This is a genomic window from Parasphingorhabdus sp. DH2-15, assembly GCF_051668705.1.
In the GTDB taxonomy this organism is placed as follows: Bacteria; Pseudomonadota; Alphaproteobacteria; order Sphingomonadales; family Sphingomonadaceae; genus Alterisphingorhabdus.
In genome coordinates this window covers 1,463,369-1,485,594 of sequence record NZ_CP196351.1, presented here as the reverse complement: position 1 = coordinate 1,485,594, position 22,226 = coordinate 1,463,369, and the positions used below count along the sequence as shown (strand labels likewise).

Genomic DNA, 22,226 nt, shown 5'->3' with positions numbered 1-22,226 from the left:
TTACCCATGTTTTTTCGCTCTGTCGAGTTTGACTTATACAGGCTGTTAATGGCAATCAAATGGCGTTATTCCAACTCCATAATGATCTGGTCAACGGCCAGGCTATCACCCACTGCCGCTTTTATCGATGTTACGGTTGCAGCCTTTTGCGCACGCAGCACATTTTCCATCTTCATGGCTTCGACAATGGCCAAGGGCTGCCCTTCCTGTACCTCTTCACCTTCTTCCACCATAGTCTGGATAAGCAAACCGGGCATAGGGCAGATCAGCAATTTGGAAAGATCAGGCGGGGTTTTCTCAATCATATGGACTGCGTGACGGGCAATATGGGCTGGCAAAACTCGCATATCATGTTTTGCGCCATGGCATGTCAGTTGCAGGCCACTAGCGCTGGTTACAACTTTAACCGCTAGTGCGTCATTCTCATCTTCGTTCCCAAATTCGGCAACAATAAGAGTGTCACCGGGCGTATAAGCCATGGAAAGCTGAATTTCGCTACCATCAATGACGATCACATCCTTGCCAATGGTCGCTTCCATCGCGACATCACCGACAAGCACTTGCCACTCGGTTGATGGCCTTAACCTATCGCCCAATTGACCGGACACTCTAAGATCACGGTCTGCCTCTGCGGTCATGATAAAGACGGCGATGGCCGCAAGACGTTGCAGCAATTCAGCGCTTGCCGGAGCACCCTGAAAACCGTCAGGATATTCCTCAGCGATAAAGGCTGTGCTAATATCACCTGAACGGAAGCGCGGATGTTGCATTACAGCAGACAGAAATTCCAGATTATGGCCCGGCCCTTCAATCACAAATTGGTCCAGCGCGGCGATCTGTAAGTCCATCGCTTCTTCGCGTGTATCGGCATAGGTGATCAACTTCGCGATCATCGGGTCATAATAGATGGACACTTCGCCGCCCTCTGCAACGCCATCATCAACCCGCACACCATTGCCAGTTTCTGGCGGAGCGTAACGCACCAATCGACCAATTGAGGGCAGGAATCCGCGATAAGGGTCTTCGGCATAGACACGGTTTTCAATGGACCAACCCTGCAATTTAACATCGTCTTGTGTGATGGACAGCTTTTCACCTGCCGCAACGCGGATCATCTGTTCAACCAGATCCATATTGTTGATGATTTCCGTCACCGGATGCTCAACCTGCAGCCGCGTATTCATTTCCAGAAAATAAAAGCCTTTATCAGCGCCAACGATCAACTCGACTGTGCCTGCGCTGAAATATCCCACTGCCTGTGACAAAGCGACCGCCTGCTCACCCATGGCTTTGCGCAATTCTTCATCCACAAAGGGTGAAGGTGCTTCCTCAACAACCTTTTGGTGCCGTCGCTGAATGGAGCATTCACGCTCACCCAAATAGACGACATTGCCATGCTGATCACCCAATACCTGAATCTCAATATGGCGGGGCTGCTCAATAAATTTCTCAATAAAGATACGATCGTCGCCAAAGCTGGCCAAGCCTTCACGTTTAACCGCTTCAAAACCTTCGCGCACATCAGCCTCGCTATAGGCCAGACGCATGCCCTTGCCGCCGCCGCCAGCTGATGCTTTCATCATCACCGGATAGCCGATACCGTTAGAGATACGGACCGCATGTTCAGTATCGTCAATCTCCCCAATATGCCCGGGAACAACGTTGACGCCTGCTTTTTCTGCGAGTTTCTTAGACTCAATCTTGTCACCCATGGCGGCAATGGCATTGGCAGGTGGGCCGATAAACACGATGCCTGCTGCAGTGAGTGCCTCAACAAAGCTGGCCCGTTCGGACAAGAAACCATAGCCGGGATGCACGGCCTCTGCGCCGGTATCTTTACACGCCTGAATAATTTTATCAGCCAGCAGATAGGACTCAGATGCCGGTGGAGGCCCCAGATGCACGGCTTCATCGGCCATCGCCACATGCGGACTGCGCGCATCAGCATCGGAATAGACCGCGACAGTCTTAATGCCCATTTTCTTCGCCGTGCGAATAACGCGGCACGCTATTTCACCACGATTAGCTATAAGGATTTTTTTGAACATTTACGCCTCTAACTTTGAAAAATAGAGATACACACCTTCGCCTTTGGGTTTGCCAATACGCACCGCCAAATCGATATCGTCTTCTTCGGCAAATTTCTCATATATCGCATTTTTTTTGTCATCTTCTGCATATGCGGACAATATAGCGCAAGCGCGAAGGTGCTCATCTGTATCTACTTTGGAAATATCCTCTATTGCGATATTAAGTTTTTTTCTTAAATTATTGAAATTGGCCACTTGCTTGGCTCGCTTGAACTCTAACGAGTAATTACGTTCACCGAAATCAATCCAAAAATCCGCCCGGCCGTTGAGTTTTGGCTTTTTGTTAGGTTTTTTACTTTTTAGAACCTGATACTCATTAAGACAGTAAAGACCTAAAGAGCCAGCTGACCATACAAAAGCGCCAACAACCGTTTGTTCTGTAAAAGCAAAAGGGGATATTTCCCACTCTTTGAGGAAGCGACGATGAAAGCTGTCCGTTTTTTCCAACAGAGGAAGAAAGTCTTTATATAGCTCGGTACGGCCATCACTTTTAATAAATTCAATCACTCTGCTGCTTCCATCTGGCCGCAAATCTTTTCCGCACGCATTGGCTCTTCGCCCTGTAACGCGGTCAGGCCGAGCTTAGAAAATAGCGCAGCATCGCTGTCATCACCGGCATTGGGCGCGGTCAGCAATTTGTCACCTGTGAAGATCGAGTTGGCACCCGCCATAAAACATAATGCCTGCGTCGCTTCGCTCATGCTTTCACGACCAGCGGAGAGGCGCACCATGGATTTGGGCATGGTGATCCGAGCCACTGCAACAGTGCGGACAAATTCAATATCGTCAATTTTGGCCAAAGGCGTATCGGCCAGCATATCGCCGAGCACTGTGCCTTTTACTGGCACAAGAGCATTGACCGGTACGCTTTCCGGATGCTGCGGCAATGTGGCCAATGTGTGGACAAAGCCAACGCGGTCTTCACGCGTTTCGCCCATACCAACAATGCCGCCCGAACAGACATTAATGCCTGCATTGCGCACATGGTCCAGCGTTTCAATCCGCTCATCAAATTTGCGTGTAGAAATCACCCGCTCATAATATTCCGGGCTGCTGTCAATATTATGGTTGTAATAATCAAGACCTGCTTCGGCCAGCATATCCGCCTGTTTCGGGGTCAACATGCCCAATGTCATACAGGTTTCCATGCCCATATCGCGCACGCCTTTAACGATCTCCACAATCGCAGGCATGTCGCGGTCTTTCGGGTTGCGCCACGCCGCGCCCATACAAAAACGCTGAGAGCCATTATCTTTGGCCTGAGCCGCTGATTGCAGCACCGCGCGGACATCCATCAATTTGGTTGCTTCAACCCCGCTATCGGCTTTGACCGACTGTGAGCAATAGCCACAATCTTCGGGGCAACCACCGGTTTTGATGGACAGCAATGTGCAAAGTTGCACTTCATTGGCTGCATGATGTGTCTCATGCGCGGCCATGGCCTTACGCATCACATCGCCAAATGGCAGATCGAACAATGCAGCGATCTCCTCGCGGCTCCAATCATTACGAATGGTCACAATAATACCTCGTCTTCCAATTGTAATTCAGTGTCTGGCGCAGATCGTCCAGGCTGTTCTTCGGGGTTGGTTATGGTTTGGTCGCTCTCAAGTACCGGGCGGTCATCTTGCTGCAATGTTGGGGCTTGAGGTGCGGATGATGGTGCCGCCTCCGGGGTCGGTTCGGCAGCGCTTTGTGCTATCCGCAATAATGTTAGGCGAACGGCCAGTCTGTCATTGCTGGTCTGGCGCGTTTGGAAAAACATACGCAGTTGATTGCCGGCATCATCAAAATAATTCCATGTCGTGCGATTAACGCCGCCCCGTCCCTCTGAATTGCCGCCTTCTATAAGTAATTGGCTTTCTATGTCCCGCACCATGGCGAGATGATCGTCATTACGCATGATAACGGCACCAAAAATGCATTGCGGCGCGGGTTGTCCGGATGCCACCATCATATTTTCATCAGCATAGACAAGGCTTGCGCCTCTGTTGGTCCAGCGATGGGGCAATTTGGGTTTAGGCGCGGACTTAAAGCCGTAACTGTTCATGCTCATGCCGGTCAGAAAATCCTGTTCATCGGGAAATGTTGCGACACACAGATCAGAAAAAGCAGAAATTGCTGAGCGCGCATTGTTGATTGCTGGTGCCTGTTCGGCCTGCGCGGATATTGCAGATACTGGCATGAGCAATAGGCTCAAAACTGCAAAACCTTTTATAGGGCTTAATGTCATTCAGCAGCCTCCTGATCGTCTTGCAGTGGCGGCATATTATGACCCAGCAATCGCAAAATATCCTCTGCGCAATCGACAATATTGCTGCCCGGCCCATAAATGCCAATAACACCCGCTTGCCGCAAAAAGTCATAATCTTGCGCTGGAATAACACCGCCAGCAAAAACGCGGATATCGGTGCGCCCTGCGGATGCAAACTGCTCTATCAATTCAGGAATGAGGGTTTTGTGCCCTGCGGCCAGACTGGATGCACCAACTGCATCAACATCATTCTCAATAGCCATTTTGGCAGTCTCTTCGGGCGTCTGGAACAATGGTCCACTGACAACAGAAAAACCCATATCAGCCAAAGCAGAAGCCACAACATTCGCGCCGCGATCATGGCCATCTTGCCCCATTTTCGCGATCATTATCTTAGGCGCTTCGCCCTGTCTTGCCGCGATGGACTGCACCGCTTCCACCACGCGTTCATAGCGGCGATCACCTTCATAGGCTGCGCCGTAAATGCCTTTAACTGGTTGCGGCACAGTATCATAGCGGCCAAAAACGGCTTCCAATGCGCTGCTTATCTCACCTAGGGTGCACCGCGCTCTGGCGGCGTCCACTGCAAGCGCCAAAATATTAGTATCGCCCTTCGCGCCAGCGGTTAAGGCCGCTAGCGCTGCGCGCGCCGCACTTTCATCGCGTTCTGCGCGGGTTTTTTCAATGCGCTTAATCTGCTCTGCACGCACCCGGGCATTGTCTATTTCCAATATGTCTATTGGCGCTTCATCATCCAACGCATATTTGTTGACGCCGACAATCACATCATTGCCTTTATCAACCCGTGCCTGGCGCGCTGCTGCAGATTCTTCAATCCGCCTTTTGGGTAAGCCTTGGGCAATGGCATCGGTCATGCCGCCTGCAGCTTCCACCTCGTTCATCAGCGCCAATGCTTTTTCAACCAGCGAATTGGTTAGCGCCTCAACATAATAGCTGCCACCCAGTGGATCGACGACATTGGTCATGCCGGTTTCTTCTTGCAGGATAAGCTGCGTATTGCGCGCCAGACGTGCAGAAAAATCGGTGGGCAAAGCAATGGCTTCGTCAAAGCTATTGGTGTGCAGGCTTTGCGTGCCGCCAAAGGTCGCGGCCATGGCTTCGATGGTGGTGCGGATGATATTGTTATAAGGGTCTTGCTCGGTCAAGGAAACGCCGCTGGTCTGACAATGGGTGCGCAGCATCTGGCTGCGTGCGTTGCCGCCAAAATCAGCAATGATCTTTGACCATAATGTCCGTGCGGCGCGCAATTTGGCGACTTCCATAAAGAAGTTCATGCCAATGCCAAAAAAGAAACTTAGCCGCCCGGCAAAGCTATCAATATCCATGCCGCGATCGAGCGCTGCCTCTACATATGCTTTGCCGTCCGCCAACGTATAGGCCAGCTCCTGCACCGCTGTCGCGCCAGCTTCATGCATATGATAGCCAGAGATAGATATGCTGTTAAAACGCGGCATATGCTCAGATGTATAGGCAATGATATCCGCAATAATGCGCATTGAGGGCGCAGGCGGATAAATATAGGTGTTGCGCACCATGAACTCTTTCAGAATATCATTCTGGATGGTGCCTGAAAGTTGATCTTGAGAGACGCCCTGCTCTTCCGCTGCGACAATGTAAAAGGCGAGGCATGGAATAACCGCGCCATTCATGGTCATAGATACTGACATTTTGTCGAGCGGGATTTCGTCAAATAAAATCTGCATATCCGCCAATGTGTCGATCGCAACACCGGCTTTGCCGACATCACCAACCACGCGTGGATGATCGCTGTCATAGCCTCTGTGCGTGGCCAGATCGAACGCGATGGACAGGCCTTTTTGACCCGCGGCAAGGTTGCGGCGGTAAAAGGCATTGGATTCTTCCGCAGTGGAAAAGCCTGCATATTGGCGAATTGTCCAAGGCCGCCCAGCATACATGCTGGCCTTCACACCGCGTGTATAGGGCGCAAAGCCTGGTAGACCTGGGTTAGGTGCATCGTCCGCTGTATAGAGCGGTTTAACGGCTATGCCTTCAGGCGTCTCCCAAGTCAGATCACGGCCCTTCACCTCTTTATCGGCGAGGGTTTGCCAGTCTGTAATGGTCGGTTTGTCTGTCATATTTGGCCACTAACCCATAGCCCTGAGCCTGTCCAAGGGCATGTCGCAATTTATAGACGTGCTTCGACAGGCTCAGCACTTGCGCTATATAAGATTACTTACCTGTAAATGCCGCCTTTTCCTTCTTCAAAAAGGCAATAGCTCCGATTTTTGCGTCATCACTATCACCCGCAATGCGCTGCGCATTGGCTTCTGCATCCAATGCTTCGGCATAGCTGCGGTCCAGATTTTCCGCTGTTGTGCGACGCATTAGACCCAAAGCCAATGTCGGCCCGGCCGCTAAGCGTGTCGCCAGATTATGTGCTTCATCCATAAGCACGTCGTTGTTGACAACCTTATAAACCATGCCCCAGTCGAGTGCTTTGTCAGCGCGAATTTTTTCGCCGAGCATCATCATTTCCATCGCGCGCGCTTTGCCGATCAGTCGCGGCAACATCCATGTCGCGCCGCCATCGGGCACAAGGCCGATATTGACAAATGCCTGAAGAAAATAGGCGCTCTCACTCGCCAGAACAAAGTCGCCCGCCAATGCTATGGAACAGCCAACACCCGCTGCTGGGCCATTTACTGCCGTAATCACAGGGATTGGCAATTCAGCAATGGTGCGCATCATGGGGTTATAGGCATAGTTAAGCGAGTATTTGGCGCCATCGCCGCCAAGACCGCGCGATTTGCTGCTATCACCGCCTCCTGCAAGATCGGCACCAGAGCAGAATGCACGGCCCTCTCCGGTAATGATAACACAGCGCGCGCCTTGCTTCACTGCCATTCCAAGAGCATCGCTAATATCGTCGGCCATCTCTAATGGCGCTGCGTTAAGCCGCTCAGGACGGTTTAAGGTTATGGTTGCGATATTGTCTGCAATACTGAACTTTATCGTCTGAAACTCGGTCATAGCTGGCTCTTTCCTATATATCTCGGCGATTTTTAACCGCTCGATTAAATTGTGTCAGCCCTTCTTCGGCGTTTCCATGATCTCGGTCAAGACCCCGCCCATATCCTTAGGGTGTACAAAGAATATCAGCGTACCATGTGCGCCGATGCGCGGCTCCCCTAGGACGCGTTTTCCCAATGCTTCAAGCTCCACCTTGGCTTTATGAATATCGGGGACTTCAAAGCACATATGGTGCTGGCCGCCCTTGGGGTTTGTCTTAAGAAAACCATGGATCGGCGAGTCCTCGCCCAATGGTTCGATAAGCTCAATCTGCGTACCCCATGAACCTGAAGCTCCACCATCCTGTGCAGGCGTATCGACAAAGCACACTTTCACGCCCTGTGCAGGCATATCGAAAGGTTCATGGATCTTTGTCGCTCCCATTATGTCGCGGTAAAAGGCGATAGCTTCGTCCATATTGGGGGTAGCAACGCCAATATGGTTGAGTGGTCCCAATTTCATGCTGCCTCCTCTTTTTTGCTCTGATCTTTGCTATGCAGCAATTTATGCGCAATGGAGGCAATTACTGACCCAATGGCAACACCAAAAACGCCTGATAATATGGCGAAAACCAACCATTCTACAAATCCGGCCCAGCTTGCCGGCGCCATGCCTACCAAAGGCAGCGTGACGGCCTCTATCCAATGCTCCGGTCCATGCCAGCCAAGAACAGCAATATTGTGCACCAACAAACCGCCGCCTACCCATGCCATGGCCAGCGTACCGATAATCGAGATGGTGGTGAGCAGTTTGGGCATAAAGGCCACCAGACCGCGCCCGAAACTGGCAATCAGTCCTTCATTTTCCTGCGCTAAGTGTAAGCCGACATCATCCATCTTAACGATCAGCGCAACCACGCCATAGACAACCACGGTGATGACCAGGCCAATCAACGCCAAGACCAATGCCTGTTGCCACCAGACGCTATCTGCGACCTCTGCTAGAGCGATGGCCATAATCTCAGCCGATAATATGAGATCGGTGCGGATCGCGCTCGCCACCATTTCATTTTCACGCTCCTCGCCTTCAATCAGCGCAGGGACATCATGCACATTGGTTTCATCGACATGAAACAGCTCCAGCACTTTTTCTGCGGCTTCATAACAGAGGAAAAGCCCGCCCAAAATCAAGATGATTGGGATAAGAAAAGGCGCAAATTGGCCCAACAAAACGGCAATGGGCAGCAATATAACCATCTTGTTGAAGATGGAGCCGCGCGCAATGCGAGCGATCATCGGCAATTCACGCGCTGGTGAAAAGCCAGTGACATAGCTAGGCGTAACAGCGGCATCGTCAATCACAACACCCGCCGTTTTCGTGCCAGCACGCGCCGCCGCAGCGCCAATATCATCAAGAGACGCAGCCGCAATCCTTGCTATGGCGGCGACATCATCGAGTAAAGCTACTAATCCTGAGGGCATACGAATGTCCTATCGTTTTCTTCATTGCGGCGAGACTAAATAGGCTTGAGCAGGCAAACCAGTTTTACACAATATGAATAAAGGTTACCGCCTCTACCCAAACGAGTTTAGCGTCTTCGCAATGACGTTAACAGACGATATCATTATATAAATCCCCCCATTGCGGGTTAAGCATTTCAATCAGATCCAGTTTCTTGCACCGCGAACCGCCTTTGATCTGTTTTTCCCTCAAAATAGCTGTTTCCATCGTTTCATGTATCTCATACCAAACAAGCAGTTTGCACTTATAGCGTTTACTAAATCCGTCAACTAGTCCCTCACGATGCTGATAAATGCGTTTAGGTAAGTCGGATGTGACTCCAGTATAAATCGTTCCATTTCTGCCGTTCGCTACGATATAGACACATGGCCGCTTCATAATTCCCCCACCCCGTCATTGCGAGGAGCGATAGCGACGCGGCAATCCAGTGTGGCACATCCTCGCTCTGGATTGCTTCGCTTCGCTCGCAATGACGAAAACAAAGCATTGAAAATCGTAATTATACAAAAATAATTTCATCTATTTTTTGGATCAATCTAAACATATGCTTTATCCGCGATGACCATAATTCAACAATCACAGCGGAATATTGTCGTGCTTTTTCCAAGGGTTTTCCAGGCTCTTATTGCGCAGCTTGCGTAAGCCTAAAGCAACCCGTCGCCGTGTTGAATGGGGCATGATAACCTCATCAATAAAGCCCTTGCTTGCAGCGACAAAGGGGTTGGCGAAACGGTCTTCATATTCTTTGGTGCGCGCAGCAATTTTGTCAGGATCGCCGACATCTTTGCGGAAGATGATTTCCACCGCGCCTTTTGCGCCCATGACTGCGATTTCAGCAGTTGGCCACGCATAGTTTAAATCACCGCGCAAATGTTTTGACGCCATGACGTCATAAGCGCCGCCATAGGCTTTGCGCGTAATAATGGTAATTTTGGGTACTGTCGCTTCGGCATAGGCAAACAGCAATTTAGCGCCATGTTTGATAATGCCATTATGCTCTTGCGCAGTGCCTGGCAAAAACCCGGGAACATCAACCAATGTCACAATAGGAATGTCAAAAGCATCACAGAAACGCACAAAGCGCGCAGATTTTTTAGAAGCATTAATGTCCAGAACACCGGCCAGCACCATTGGTTGGTTAGCAACAATACCGACAGTGCGCCCTTCAACCCGGCCGAAACCGCAAATAATATTGGCAGCATGTTTTGGCTGAATTTCGAAAAAGTCTCCTTCATCGACCATTTTTACGATCAGCTCATGCATATCATAAGGGGTGTTAGGGTTCGCCGGAACAAGCGTGTCCAGACTATCCTCTATACGGTCCCAATGATCAGCGGTCGGCCGTTCGGGAACATCTTCCCTGTTCGATAATGGCAGAAAATCAATCATCCGGCGGGCGGCAAGCAATGCTTCAATATCATTGTCATAAGCAACATCGGCAACCGATGTTTTGGTTGTGTGGGTAACTGCTCCGCCCAGTTCTTCCTGTGTCACGACTTCGTTGGTCACTGTTTTTACGACATCAGGGCCGGTGACAAACATGTAGCTGCTGTCTTTCACCATGAAGATGAAATCGGTTATCGCTGGCGAATAGACTGCCCCGCCCGCACATGGCCCCATGATAAGGGAAAGTTGCGGCACGACGCCGCTGGCTAGAACATTGCGCTGAAAAACTTCGGCATATCCGCCCAGTGACGCCACGCCTTCTTGAATACGCGCACCGCCGCTATCGTTCAGGCCGATAACCGGCGCGCCAACCTTCATGGCATTGTCGAGCACTTTACAGATTTTTTCCGCATGCCGTTCTGACAAAGAACCGCCAAAGACGGTAAAATCCTGACTATACACAAAGACCAAGCGGCCATTGATAGTGCCAGAGCCTGTCACCACGCCATCGCCAGGTATTTTCTGCTCAGCCATGCCAAAATCGACACAATTATGCTCAACATAAGGGTCAAGTTCTTCAAACGAACCCGGATCAAGCAAGATGTCCAGCCGTTCCCGTGCTGTCAATTTGCCCTTAGCATGTTGGGCGTCGATCCGCTTCTGTCCCCCGCCCTGACGGGACAATTCGCGTTTCGCTTCCAATGCGTCAATTATGTCTTGCATATAAATCCTCAGCTACAATCAAGCATTTTGGGATGTCCCATCCGCTAAAATAACCAAATGGTCAATCCCGATAGCTATAGATTTTGTCTATCGTTAGAGCGTCGTGCTCAGCTATTTTAACAGAACAAGTTCTTCTGACATGCTGGGGTGCAGGGCAATTGTATCGTCAAAATCCTGCTTACTAAGCCCTGCTTTCACCGCAACGGCAGCGGCTTGCAAGATCTCAGATGATTCCGGCCCTATCATATGTAAGCCTACCACTTTATCATCCGGACCGGCCGTCACCATTTTATAAAGGCCGCGTTCCTGTCGTCCGGAAACAACATTCTTCATTGGCCTAAAGTCACTGCGATAGACATTAACATCATCGCCATATTTTTCCCGTGCCTCTTTCTCAGTCATTCCAACTGCTGCGATAGGAGGGCTGGAGAAAACAGCAGATGGGATATTGCTATAATCGACGGTGCGTGGATTATTATCGAACACGGTATCGGCAAAAGCATGACCTTCGCGAATGGCCACCGGCGTTAACTGCACACGATCGGTAACGTCACCAACGGCATAGATACTGTCGACATTTGTTTTATTATAGTCATCAACGATGATCGCGCCGCCTTTGTCACGTGCAACCCCCGCATTCTCCAAGCCCAGATTATCAGCATTGGGGTAACGGCCAGTCGCTACCATGATGACATCCGCCGTTTGCGCAGGCTTTTCATCCTGAAAATGCACAGTCACAGTGCCATCGGTATTTTTCTCAATCTTTTGCAAAGGTGCATTCAACCGATAGGTAATGCCTTTGGCAACGCTCATATCCTGTAATTTGCCGACAATTTCTTGATCATAAGACCGCAAAATAACGCCAGAGCGGTTTGCTATGGTCACGTCTGCGCCAAAGGCATGGAAAATTCCTGCAAATTCGTTCGCAATATAGCCACCGCCAATGATGATAATGCTTTTTGGACATTCGTCGAGATGGAAAATCTCGTTCGATGTCAGTGCATGTTCCGCACCCTCACATTGCGCTGGAAATGGCCAACCGCCAGTTGCCACAAGTATTTTGCTCGCGCTGAGCTTTTTGCCTGATGCCAGTGTAACTTCATTTGCTCCGGTGATAGTAGCGCGCTCATTAAACAGCTCAACCTTATTATTGTCCAAGGTTTGGCCATAAAGCCCTTCCAGCCGGTCGACATCAGTTTGCACAATGTCCCGCAGCCTTTGCCAATTGAAACTGGCTCCTTTAATATCCCAGCCAAAGCGCTCTGCCTCATGCAGATCTTCTGCGAAATGCGCACCATAAACCAACATCTTTTTGGGCACACAACCGCGGATAACACATGTACCGCCAACGCGATATTCCTCGGCAATTGCCACTTTGGCACCGTGCGAGGCAGAGATACGTGCCGCTCTTGTTCCGCCTGACCCTGCGCCTATTACAAAAAGGTCATAATCAAATTCTGGCATTCGCTCTCTCCATTAGAGTATTTTCATTTTGTGTATTATTTCAAACCGGCCTTGGCCATTAACGCTTCAGTTGAAGGGTCAAATTGTGCATTTCCTTCGGCCGACATGGCTTTGGCCATAGCCTTGCCCAGCTCAACACCATATTGGTCAAATGGGTTTATTCCCATCAATACAGCATTGGTGAAAACACGGTGTTCGTAAAAGGCAATAAGCGCGCCCAACATTGCTGGTGTCACATCCTCCACCAATATGGTTGTGGACGGACGGTCACCGACATAGTGCTTATGTTGGTCATCAGATGATTTGCCTGTCATCAATGCCGCTGCTTGCGCAAAGCAGTTTGTGAGCAAGATAGCATGATGCTCTGCATCCAAATCATGTCCGGGGGTTGATGATGCTATGAACTCTACAGGGATTTCATGACTGCCCTGATGCAATAGCTGGAAAACGGCATGCTGAGCATCTGTTCCCACACCGCCCCAGGTAATAGGCGCTGTTGGTTCTGTCACCTTCCCGCCGTCTAGCAGGGCAGATTTGCCATTGCTCTCCATCTCTAACTGTTGAAGATAATCGGGCAGCAAACGCAGCCGCTCATCATAAGCGAAGACGGCGCGAGTTTGCGCCATTCTGCCACGACAGTAGAACAGGTCTACACAGGCCGCCAGAAATGGGATGTTCTCAGCCAAATCTGCTTCGGCAAAATGTTGATCCATGGTCGCCGCACCAGCAAGCAATTGGTCAAAAGCCTCTGGCCCTGCGGCCAAAGCAAAGGGAAAACCGATGCTGGACCATAGGGAATATCGCCCGCCTACAGTTTCAGCAAAAGGCAATATCCGCCCATCATCAACGCCCCATTCGCTCGCTTTGTCCGGCGCAGCAGTCAGCGCCACACATCGGCCATAAGGGTCATCAACACCATTTTCTCTGAGCCAGTTGAGAGCACTATCGGCATTGCGCAACGTCTCTGTCGTTGTGAATGTTTTGGATGCAATCGCAATCATGGTGTGCTGCGGATCGCAGGCTTTCAAGGCTTCTTGCAAAGCAGCACCATCGATATTGGAGACAATATGTACATCATATCGATCATGATTGCGCGCCAAAGCATCACATAGCATGTCGGGGCCTAAAGCAGATCCACCGATGCCAATATGGATAAGATGTTTAATCTCACCAAAAAGGCCAGAATCAATAGCACCAATGAGCGCATACATGCGGTTGCGCAGCATTTTGGCGTTATCGACGGCTATTTCATCGCCTGAGCCGCGTTCTGCGCTATGGGTGGCGGCCCGCTCTTCAGTGGGATTGACAATCTCGGCACCGAACAGCCGTTGCTGCATGCCGCGAAGCCCCTGTTGGTCTGCAAGCGCGATAAATTGGTCTATTGCTGATGATGTAAGATGGGTTTTTGAAAAATCTGCATATAATGGCTCGTCAACTATATCGAGCGTCACAGAGAATTGCTGAGTACGCTTATCATCCTGCGCAAACAGGTCTAGCATTTTGCTATTGTGATTAGCGGTTTCGCGTAGCCAATTGCTATTTCCGGTCATAAAGCCACTTTTCGATCAGATTGTTGATTTGGGATGATGTAGAGATAGCCAAATCCACTGGCATTGAACAGCTTATATTCTCTCTCATTCATTTTTGATGATCACCAAAAATACTAAGGCGGTTGACCTTCACCGCAGCTACGGTCAAAGCACCGATATCCAGCAGACAATTATAAAAGATGGTTTTAAGATGGCTGAAGTGAAAGCAAATAATTCAAGCGCAGAAGCAAAATCAACGCGCGAAGAGACGAGTGACTTTATAAAATTTCTCGCCAAGCTGCTGCTGGTTATTTTTATTTTCCGCAGCTTTGTATTTTCACCGTTCAATATTCCGTCTGAATCTATGCAGCCGCGCCTGCTCATCGGCGATTATCTGTTTGTTTCCAAATGGTCATATGGATTTAGCAAGCACAGCCTGCCCTTTTCTGTTCCCCTTATTCCAGGCCGCATATTGGCGTCACAGCCAGAGCGCGGCGATGTTGTGGTGTTTAAGGCACCGCCAACCAATGAAGAAGATTATATCAAGCGCGTTATCGGTCTGCCCGGTGACACTGTGCAGATGATCTCCGGGACTTTGCATCTCAATGGAGAGGCCATCCGCAAAGAGAAGATTGACGATCTGGTTATTCCGGTAACTCAGAACATGCTCGATGCCTCTTCTCAATCTGGCGAACATCCTTGCTCCGAAGCGCGTTTTCAAGAGCGGTCCAGCAATGGTGTGGAGCAATGCCGTTATCCACGTTTTCGCGAAACATTGCCCAATGGCAAAAGCTATGAAGTTCTGGACCTTGTTAATGTGCCGATTGCAGACAGTACCGAAGTCTTTGTCGTGCCAGCCAATAGCCTGTTCCTGATGGGCGATAATCGTGACCGCAGTCAGGACAGCCGCTTTCAACAAATTGCCGGTCGCGGCATAGGTTTTGTGCCGCAGGATAATCTGGTTGGGAAAGCCGCCTTTACAGTATTTTCTACTGATGGTTCAGCATCATGGGTATTGCCATGGACATGGTTCTCTGCTGCACGGTGGGACCGGATTGGAGAGACTTTTTGAGCGCTCCATCATCTGATATTCAATCTTTACAGTCCTATCTTAAAGATACGCTATCCATTGCCGCCAATAAACCCGATTTGTATGTGGCAGCATTCACACATGGCAGTGCGGGAAAAAGCGCGGACTATCAGCGCCTTGAATTTCTGGGTGATCGCGTATTGGCGCTGGTCATAACCGACAGGCTGTACCGCGACTTTCCAAAAGAAGCGGAAGGCGCGTTATCGGTACGGCTCAACCGCTTGGTATCTCGTCAACATTGCGCAGAGATTGCTCGCAAGCTCAACCTTGGGCCGCACATCATGCTCGGTAAGCAGGCGCGCGATGATGGTGCGCGCGATAGTACCAATATTTTGGGCGATGTCATCGAAGCATTGATCGGCGCGATTTATATCGATCAGGGTTTTGACGCTGCGAGTGATTTTGTGGTAACTCATTGGCTTGATAGCATCAAACAGGATAGCGCCGCCAGCAAACATCCTAAATCGCTCTTACAAGAATGGGCCGCCGCCAACCGCCGCCAAATGCCGGAATATATATTGCTGGACCGCAGCGGGCCGCACCATGCTTTGCAGTTCACTATACAGGTCAGCATCGCCAATGTCGGTTCTGTAGAGGCCACAGGCTCTAGCAAGCAATTGGCTGAAACTGCCGCAGCGAAGGCCTTTCTGGTACAATATGACAAATAATAAGAAAATGGATGACAAAATGACCGATGCACAGCCACAGAGATGCGGCGCAGTCGCCGTGATTGGCGCCCCTAATGCCGGTAAGTCCACCTTGGTCAATGCACTGGTGGGTCAAAAAGTCGCCATTACCAGTGCAAAGTCGCAAACGACACGTACCCGCATGACGGGCATTGCTCTGTTTGATCATAGCCAGGTATTGCTGCTTGATACGCCTGGCATATTCAAAGGCAATGATCGGTTTGACCGTTCTATGGTTAGTGCCGCCAGTGATAGTCTTGAAGGCGCCGATCTGGTGATGATTATCCGTGATGCCAGCCGCAAAACGGAAAAGCACAGCGAGATGATTGCCCAATTGGCGGCGCGGGCTGAATGTCCGGTTATTTTGGTGCTCAACAAGGTTGACCAGACACCAAAGCCGCAATTGCTTGATCTGGCCAACAGCCTGCAGGAAGACATTGCGCCAACACAAATCTTCTTCACCAACAGCTTGTCCGGCGAAGGATTGGATCCTTTACGCGCATATTTGCGTGACAATATGCCGCTTAGTGAATGGCACTACCCTGAAGACCAAGTGAGCGATGTCAGCCAAAGGTTGTTCGCTGCCGAGGTAACGCGTGAACAGCTATATCATCGCCTGCATTCAGAGTTGCCTTATGCCAGCGCCATTCGCACAGAGAAATATGAAGAGCGCAAAGATGGTTCGGTTGAAATACATCAGCAAATCTTGGTTGAGCGACCAACCCAGCGCGCCATTATTTTGGGCAAAGGCGGCAGCATGATCAAAGAAATTGGCGCAGCATCGCGCAACCAATTGTCAGAGCATCTGGGCGGCAAAGTCCATCTTTACCTGCATGTGCGGGTAGAGGAAAACTGGCGGGATAGCGCCGATATTTACCGCGAAATTGGACTTGAACAGCGCTAAAATCCACTGTTCCAATCCAATATTGAGACCTATTCAGCCTCTGGCTTTTTTGCTGGTGTTTTTTTGGCAGGTGCCTTCTTCTTAGCCACTGGTTTCTTGGCAGCAGTTTTCTTCTTTGCTGGTGCCTTTTTCTTGGCTGGTGCTTTGCGCTTCTTCTTCGCAGGCGCTTTTGCAGCCCGTTCAGCAATTAACGCGATAGCTTCTTCCAGCGTAATGGTGTCCTTGTCCTTATCCTTTGGAATCGTCGCATTGACACTGCCATCGGTGACATAAGGGCCATAACGGCCATCCATCACCTTAATCTCGGCATCGCTTTCAGGGTTTTTGCCTAATATTTTGAGCGGCTCGGCAGCTGTGCGTCCCCTGCCCGGCCGCTTTGCAGCATCAGCAAGTTTCGCAACGGCAGCATTCATGCCCGTTTCAAAAACATCCATGGTGGATTCCAATTTGGCATATTTACCATCATGGATGAGATATGGGCCATAACGACCTATAGCAGCTTTGATTTCTTTGCCAGTGTCTGGATGATCGCCAATGGTACGCGGCAATGATAGCAATTTCAGCGCCCATTCCAAATCAAGGTCTTCGCGCGGCAAATCCTTGGGGAGTGAAGCGCGTTTGGCTTCCTTGCCTTCGCCGCGTTCAAAATAAGGGCCAAAACGCCCGGATTTAAGCTCAATTTTCTCACCAGTATCTGGGTCAACGCCCATTTCGACCGGACCGGTAGCCGCCGTATCATCACCAGAGCCTCCCGGTTGCGCGAATTTGCGCGTGAATTTGCATTCTGGATAGTTGGAGCAGGCTACAAAGGCGCCATAACGGCCGCCGCGCAGGGCCAATTTACCATCTGCGCAAGCCGGACAAGCGCGAGGGTCACTGCCATCTTCCTTTGCAGGAAACAGAAATGGCTCAAGAAAGATATCAAGCTCTTTAGTAATATCGGACGGTTTTTGCTCCATCACTTCATCGGTTTTTGGCTTAAAATCACGCCAAAATTCGCTGAGCAATTTCTGCCAATCCTCACGGCCACCGCTGACATCATCCAGCTGCTCTTCCAAGCCAGCAGTATAGTCATATTCGACGTAGCGTGGGAAGAAACGTTCTAGAAATGCTGTAAGCAATCGACCACTTTCTTCTGCAAAAAAGCGGTTTTTCTCAATTCTTACATAATCACGGTCTTTAAGCACCTGCAAAACAGAGGCGTAAGTGGAAGGACGGCCAATGCCGCGCTCTTCCATAGCTTTAACCAGACTGGCTTCACTGAACCGCGGCGGTGGCTGCGTAAAATGCTGGGTTGCTGTGACGTCATGACAGCGCGGGCAATCGCCTTTGGAAAATGCTGGCAAAATACCGTCATCATCACTCTTGGCATCATCCTGCCCCTCTTCATAAAGCGCAAGATAGCCGGGGAATTTCACAACCTGACCCGTTACACGCAGCTCATGCTGGCCTGTGCCATCACGCAAAGTAACGGTGGTCCGCTCTAGCAAAGCCGTCGCCATTTGCGAGGCCAATGCGCGTTTGTAGATGAGGTTGTACAATTTGGCATGATCACTGCTCGAAACGGCTTCACGATTAAAATTGGTGGGACGAATAGCCTCGTGCGCTTCTTGTGCATTCTTGGCCTTACTGCTGTAAAAGCGGGGCTTTTCGGGGAGGTAGCCACCGTCATAGCGCTCCGAGATGGTTTTGCGTGCAGCGGAAATGGCGCTGTGATCCATCTGCACACCATCGGTACGCATATAGGTAATGGCGCCATCTTCATATAATTGCTGTGCCAGACGCATGGTATGACTGGCTGAATAACCTAGCTTTCGCGACGCTTCTTGTTGCAAAGTAGAGGTTGTGAATGGCGGTGCTGGGTTACGCTTTAGCGGTTTGGTGACAATGTCCTCAACGCGGAATATACTGTCAGCAACCTTTTTGCGCGCTGCTTCTGCATCGCCTTTATTGCCCAAGGTCAGCTTATCGATTTTATTGCCATCAAGTTTGACCAGCCGAGCCTGAAACTTTTGCCCATCCTGTTCCATATCGGCCGCGATCGACCAATATTCCTGCGGAATAAAGGCTTCAATCTCACGCTCACGCTCAACCACCATACGCAATGCAACAGACTGCACACGGCCAGCGGATTTTGCACCGGGCAATTTGCGCCACAATACCGGTGAAAGCGTAAAACCAACCAGATAGTCCAAGGCACGCCGTGCACGATAGGCATCAATCAAATCATCGTCCAGCGCGCGCGGTTTGCCCATCGCTTCCAAAACGGCTTGTTTTGTAATGGCGTTAAAAGTGACGCGATCAACTTTTTTCGGTAAAGCGCGCCGTTTGCGCAAGACTTCCTGCACGTGCCAGCTAATCGCCTCACCTTCACGGTCAGGGTCAGTTGCGAGAACAAGGCGGTCAGCAGTTTTCGCCAGATCGGTTATTGCCTTTAGCTGTTTTGTTTTATCGCCATAATTTTGCCAAGTCATTTCAAAACCGGCATCGGGGTCCACTGACCCATCCTTTGGCGGCAAATCACGAACATGTCCGTAAGAGGCAAGAACACGAAAATCACCGCCAAGATAATTTTCAATTGTTTTCGCTTTTGCTGGCGATTCGACAATCACAAGCTGCATATGCTGATCCCTGCCCAAATTAAGACTCTACGCGTATTAGACGGGGCGGGTATTCGTTTTTTCAATATCCGTCCAGCATTTCCTGTGTAATAATGTGTTAAAGGCTATGTTGAGGCTGCGCGAATCTTGCCGCCAGCGACCCTTTCACATTCCCCTAAAATTTCCAATTCCACCAAAATAGCATTCACTGTTTCGACAGGGCAATCCGCCAATATAGACAGCTCGTCCGGCGATATGGCTACTTGGCTGAGTTGATTGCGAATATGGTCTCTGCGTTCCTCGGACGCTATGATGCTCGCCTCACCCACTAGCTTCACCTCTTGCGCTTGGGGTTCATCGAAGCATAGTTCTTCATCTTGCTGAAACATAGGCGCAACGGGCAAGGTATCGCCTTCTAGCAAGGGCGTTATGGCTTCAACAATGTCACCGACATCGCGCACCAGAGTAGCCCCTTCGCGAATAAGGCCGTTACAGCCTGCCGAACGAGAATCTAGAGGCGAACCCGGAATGGCCAGAACTTGACGGCCAAGCTCATTGGCAAGTCTGGCAGTGATGAGTGAACCTGATCGCGGCGCAGCTTCCACAACCAGGGTTGCCAGAGAAAGCCCGGCAATGATGCGATTGCGAAAAGGAAAATGTCTAGCGACAGGCTCGCTGTCGGGAGGATATTCCGTCACTACCAAAGCATTACTGGTGAGATGCTCTTGCAGTTCAGCATTTTCTGGTGGGTAGGTAATATCAATTCCCGAAGCGATGACCCCTATTGTAGCAGCCGAATTTGAACGGTCCCTATGCGCAGCGGCAACTGCGCCTCTATGCGCCTCGCTATCGATACCGCGTGCAAGTCCGGAAACCACGGTCAAACCCTGTTCGGCGAGTTCAAACCCAAGTTTATGAGCAAATTTTTTCGCACCAGCAGAGGAATTGCGCGCGCCAACGATCCCAATCGATGGGCGGGATAACAGGCTGATATCGCCCTTCACAATCAATATGGGCGGCGCGTTGGCAAGGTGGCGCAAGAGCGGCGGATAATCCGGTTCGCTTATAAAAAGATAGCGCGCGCCTGCTCGTTTTACAGAGGCTATTTCTGTCTCAATTATAGCATGAGAGGCAAGTTTAGGAGATTTACCTGTCTTGCCTTTTACATTGGGTAATGCTGCTAGAGCTTGCTGGGCACTGCCGAAACGTTGCAGCAATTGCGCAAACGTGACCGGACCTATATTTTGGGAACGCGCCAAAATAAGCTGCGCCATCTGTTCTGGGCTAAGGTCGAAATCCCCAATCATAAGCTAAATGGGCACATCATTTTTTAACAGCACCCACTTTGGGCTCTTCACCTGCAATAAGACGCTGTATATTCGGCATATGCTTCCACATTAGCAGCACTGCGCAGGCAATGAGAAGCAGCGCAACATTGGTAAGCCCGAGCAAATAGGCTGCCAAAGGCGTGATGAGCGCCGCCATAATACCCGATAATGAAGAGTAGCGCGATATGGCCAATGTCCCCAACCACACCAGCGCGAAGATAAGCCCTAATGGCCAATCCAAACCCAAACACACGCCCAGCAATGTTGCTACGCCCTTGCCGCCATCAAATTTTAGCCAGACCGGATAACAATGACCAATAAAAGCGCCAGCCCCAGCAGCCAGGGTGATATTGATATCAGCCTCTGGCCATATCATCCGCGCTAAGAGAACAGCCATTGTGCCTTTCAACATATCCAGCAATAAAGTTGCTGCGGCCAATCCTTTACGCCCTGTGCGCAGAACATTGGTTGCTCCGATGTTTCCCGAACCGATGCTGCGCAGATCGCCCGCACCCGTCATGCGTGTCAAAATAATGCCAAAAGGAATTGCGCCAAGAAAATAGCCGAGCATGGCAGAAAGCCAGAGTGTCGGTTGATCAAACATACATTATTTCCTGGCTATAACTGTTTCTTGAATGTGCAGGATAAGCCAGCAAACACAAAGGAGCAAGATGTCACCTGCCGAATAATAGGCAGGTATGTTTGTCGTGATAATAAGCGAGCCATAGTTGAACATGACATATATGATGCGTAAAGCCGCAATATGCACAGTGCGGATGAACGGCCATTATTGTTTCTTGATTCCGGCATGGGCGGATTGTCGATAGCGGATGCTGTCCGGGCGCATTTGCCTCACCATCAACAAGTCTATGTCGCTGATTACGCGGGCTTTCCATATGGCACTAAGACGGAGAGCGAGATCGTTGACCGACTACCCGCCCTATTGGCGCAGCTCGCAAAGGCGTATAACCCTGCAATTATCACTATTGCCTGTAACACCGCATCAACCATAGCATTGGATGCTGTGCGCAACATTGTTGATATACCTATCGTTGGAACTGTTCCAGCGATTAAACCGGCAGCGGGCATCAGCAAAAGTAATATTATCGGTGTGTTAGGCACTCAAGCCACTGTGCGCCAGCCTTATGTTGCCAATCTGGCGCAGCAATTTGCACCGGGCGCCGATATTATTCATTATGGCGCCGCTGGCCTGGTCACGCTTGCAGAGGCAAAAATGCGCGGAGAGATCATTAATATGGGTCAATTGCGTTCCGCCATCGCTCCTATGATTAACCATCCCTCTTTTCACGCAATGGATGTTCTGGTGCTATCATGTACGCATTTTCCTTTTCTAAGAGAGGAACTGGCCGAATTGTTGCCAAGAGGTTGCCAGTTAATTGATGGTGCACAGGGCATTGCAAGGCGCATCACAACACTTTTGCAGCGCAGTAACCAACTGCAGAGAGGCCCAAATATCACCAAGCGACCCGACCTTTTTATCAGCACATCGGATATTAAGCAGTTGGAGCGCTATTCCTTGGCCCTCATAAGCAGAGGCTTTTCCCAAACAGCATTCTTCCCCTTCGCGCCATAATCTTGTTGATGGCGGGAACCTCTTGCCCATTAATACATTCGATAAGTGTGAATATATAATTCACTT

General features: G+C 50.2%; 19 protein-coding genes. 4 read left to right on the top strand and 15 right to left on the bottom strand.

The features are described 5' to 3' along the window. Positions 1-65 precede the first annotated feature (65 nt). From ACR9YC_RS06920 to pgi, 12 genes are all read right to left on the bottom strand, one after another. Entirely contained in the window at positions 66-2,048 is a 1,983-nt protein-coding gene (locus ACR9YC_RS06920; protein WP_438725679.1) for an acetyl-CoA carboxylase biotin carboxylase subunit, read from the bottom strand. Further along, the gene (locus ACR9YC_RS06915; RefSeq protein WP_438725677.1) at positions 2,049-2,597 is read right to left on the bottom strand and encodes a hypothetical protein; all 549 of its coding nucleotides are present in this window, start codon (positions 2,595-2,597) and stop codon (positions 2,049-2,051) included. It abuts the gene before it with no gap. Continuing rightward, a complete protein-coding gene (bioB, locus tag ACR9YC_RS06910) occupies positions 2,594-3,613 on the bottom strand; it encodes a biotin synthase BioB (RefSeq protein ID WP_438731677.1) in 1,020 nt (339 codons plus the stop codon). The genes ACR9YC_RS06915 and bioB overlap by 4 nt, the downstream gene beginning before the upstream one ends. Continuing rightward, positions 3,607-4,323, bottom strand: coding sequence for a hypothetical protein (locus ACR9YC_RS06905; protein WP_438725675.1), 717 nt, complete (start codon positions 4,321-4,323; stop codon positions 3,607-3,609). Before ACR9YC_RS06905 ends, bioB begins: the two co-directional genes overlap by 7 nt. Then, positions 4,320-6,461 (bottom strand): methylmalonyl-CoA mutase, encoded by a 2,142-nt coding sequence (gene scpA, locus ACR9YC_RS06900; RefSeq protein ID WP_438725673.1) that lies wholly within the window; start codon positions 6,459-6,461, stop codon positions 4,320-4,322. Before scpA ends, ACR9YC_RS06905 begins: the two co-directional genes overlap by 4 nt. 94 nt (positions 6,462-6,555) lie before the next feature. Beyond that, on the bottom strand, positions 6,556-7,356 hold the full coding sequence (locus ACR9YC_RS06895) for an enoyl-CoA hydratase-related protein (RefSeq protein ID WP_438725671.1): 801 nt from the start codon (positions 7,354-7,356) through the stop codon (positions 6,556-6,558). A gap of 54 nt (positions 7,357-7,410) precedes the next feature. After that, complete coding sequence (gene mce / locus ACR9YC_RS06890; protein ID WP_438725669.1) at positions 7,411-7,857, bottom strand: methylmalonyl-CoA epimerase; 447 nt, start codon at positions 7,855-7,857, stop codon at positions 7,411-7,413. Beyond that, positions 7,854-8,816 carry a DUF808 domain-containing protein gene (locus ACR9YC_RS06885; protein ID WP_438725667.1) on the bottom strand — a complete coding sequence of 321 codons (963 nt, stop codon included), beginning with the start codon at positions 8,814-8,816 and terminating at the stop codon, positions 7,854-7,856. The genes mce and ACR9YC_RS06885 overlap by 4 nt, the downstream gene beginning before the upstream one ends. 127 nt (positions 8,817-8,943) lie before the next feature. Beyond that, a complete protein-coding gene (locus tag ACR9YC_RS06880) occupies positions 8,944-9,234 on the bottom strand; it encodes a GIY-YIG nuclease family protein (protein ID WP_438725665.1) in 291 nt (96 codons plus the stop codon). A 198-nt stretch (positions 9,235-9,432) separates the two neighbouring features. Continuing rightward, on the bottom strand, positions 9,433-10,965 hold the full coding sequence (locus tag ACR9YC_RS06875; protein WP_438725663.1) for an acyl-CoA carboxylase subunit beta: 1,533 nt from the start codon (positions 10,963-10,965) through the stop codon (positions 9,433-9,435). 111 nt (positions 10,966-11,076) lie between these two features. Then, entirely contained in the window at positions 11,077-12,429 is a 1,353-nt protein-coding gene (gene gorA / locus ACR9YC_RS06870; protein WP_438725661.1) for a glutathione-disulfide reductase, read from the bottom strand. Positions 12,430-12,464: 35 nt separating this feature from the next. Next, on the bottom strand, positions 12,465-13,979 hold the full coding sequence (pgi, locus tag ACR9YC_RS06865; RefSeq protein ID WP_438725659.1) for a glucose-6-phosphate isomerase: 1,515 nt from the start codon (positions 13,977-13,979) through the stop codon (positions 12,465-12,467). 190 nt (positions 13,980-14,169) lie between these two features. On the opposite strand from pgi, the gene lepB reads away from it, so the two are divergent. Genes lepB through era form a run of 3 tightly spaced genes read left to right on the top strand, consistent with a single transcriptional unit; the run spans position 14,170 to position 16,638 of the window. After that, the gene (gene lepB, locus ACR9YC_RS06860) at positions 14,170-15,030 is read left to right on the top strand and encodes a signal peptidase I (protein ID WP_438725657.1); all 861 of its coding nucleotides are present in this window, start codon (positions 14,170-14,172) and stop codon (positions 15,028-15,030) included. Then, positions 15,027-15,716, top strand: a complete 690-nt coding sequence (gene rnc / locus ACR9YC_RS06855; RefSeq protein ID WP_438725655.1) for a ribonuclease III — start codon at positions 15,027-15,029, stop codon at positions 15,714-15,716. Before lepB ends, rnc begins: the two co-directional genes overlap by 4 nt. Continuing rightward, positions 15,706-16,638, top strand: a complete 933-nt coding sequence (gene era / locus ACR9YC_RS06850; RefSeq protein ID WP_438725652.1) for a GTPase Era — start codon at positions 15,706-15,708, stop codon at positions 16,636-16,638. The genes rnc and era overlap by 11 nt, the downstream gene beginning before the upstream one ends. Positions 16,639-16,667: 29 nt before the next feature. On the opposite strand, the gene topA is transcribed toward era, so the two are convergent. The 3 genes from topA to plsY form a co-directional block, all read right to left on the bottom strand. Continuing rightward, positions 16,668-19,259, bottom strand: a complete 2,592-nt coding sequence (gene topA, locus ACR9YC_RS06845) for a type I DNA topoisomerase (protein ID WP_438725650.1) — start codon at positions 19,257-19,259, stop codon at positions 16,668-16,670. 104 nt (positions 19,260-19,363) lie between these two features. Then, the gene (gene dprA / locus ACR9YC_RS06840) at positions 19,364-20,512 is read right to left on the bottom strand and encodes a DNA-processing protein DprA (protein ID WP_438725648.1); all 1,149 of its coding nucleotides are present in this window, start codon (positions 20,510-20,512) and stop codon (positions 19,364-19,366) included. A 49-nt stretch (positions 20,513-20,561) separates the two neighbouring features. Beyond that, the gene (gene plsY / locus ACR9YC_RS06835) at positions 20,562-21,170 is read right to left on the bottom strand and encodes a glycerol-3-phosphate 1-O-acyltransferase PlsY (protein WP_438725646.1); all 609 of its coding nucleotides are present in this window, start codon (positions 21,168-21,170) and stop codon (positions 20,562-20,564) included. A gap of 159 nt (positions 21,171-21,329) precedes the next feature. On the opposite strand from plsY, the gene murI reads away from it, so the two are divergent. Beyond that, on the top strand, positions 21,330-22,160 hold the full coding sequence (murI, locus tag ACR9YC_RS06830; RefSeq protein ID WP_438725644.1) for a glutamate racemase: 831 nt from the start codon (positions 21,330-21,332) through the stop codon (positions 22,158-22,160). Positions 22,161-22,226 lie beyond the last annotated feature (66 nt).

Coding starts and splice junctions, on each gene's coding strand:
- dprA (WP_438725648.1), bottom strand. CDS start 20,512: ATGGCGCAGCTTATTTTGGCGCGTTCCCAAAATATAGGTCCGGTCACG.
- ACR9YC_RS06885 (WP_438725667.1), bottom strand. CDS start 8,816: ATGCCCTCAGGATTAGTAGCTTTACTCGATGATGTCGCCGCCATAGCA.
- plsY (WP_438725646.1), bottom strand. CDS start 21,170: ATGTTTGATCAACCGACACTCTGGCTTTCTGCCATGCTCGGCTATTTT.
- ACR9YC_RS06905 (WP_438725675.1), bottom strand. CDS start 4,323: ATGACATTAAGCCCTATAAAAGGTTTTGCAGTTTTGAGCCTATTGCTC.
- mce (WP_438725669.1), bottom strand. CDS start 7,857: ATGAAATTGGGACCACTCAACCATATTGGCGTTGCTACCCCCAATATG.
- murI (WP_438725644.1), top strand. CDS start 21,330: ATGCACAGTGCGGATGAACGGCCATTATTGTTTCTTGATTCCGGCATG.
- ACR9YC_RS06920 (WP_438725679.1), bottom strand. CDS start 2,048: ATGTTCAAAAAAATCCTTATAGCTAATCGTGGTGAAATAGCGTGCCGC.
- lepB (WP_438725657.1), top strand. CDS start 14,170: ATGGCTGAAGTGAAAGCAAATAATTCAAGCGCAGAAGCAAAATCAACG.
- topA (WP_438725650.1), bottom strand. CDS start 19,259: ATGCAGCTTGTGATTGTCGAATCGCCAGCAAAAGCGAAAACAATTGAA.
- gorA (WP_438725661.1), bottom strand. CDS start 12,429: ATGCCAGAATTTGATTATGACCTTTTTGTAATAGGCGCAGGGTCAGGC.
- ACR9YC_RS06880 (WP_438725665.1), bottom strand. CDS start 9,234: ATGAAGCGGCCATGTGTCTATATCGTAGCGAACGGCAGAAATGGAACG.
- ACR9YC_RS06895 (WP_438725671.1), bottom strand. CDS start 7,356: ATGACCGAGTTTCAGACGATAAAGTTCAGTATTGCAGACAATATCGCA.
- pgi (WP_438725659.1), bottom strand. CDS start 13,979: ATGACCGGAAATAGCAATTGGCTACGCGAAACCGCTAATCACAATAGC.
- scpA (WP_438725673.1), bottom strand. CDS start 6,461: ATGACAGACAAACCGACCATTACAGACTGGCAAACCCTCGCCGATAAA.
- era (WP_438725652.1), top strand. CDS start 15,706: ATGACAAATAATAAGAAAATGGATGACAAAATGACCGATGCACAGCCA.
- ACR9YC_RS06875 (WP_438725663.1), bottom strand. CDS start 10,965: ATGCAAGACATAATTGACGCATTGGAAGCGAAACGCGAATTGTCCCGT.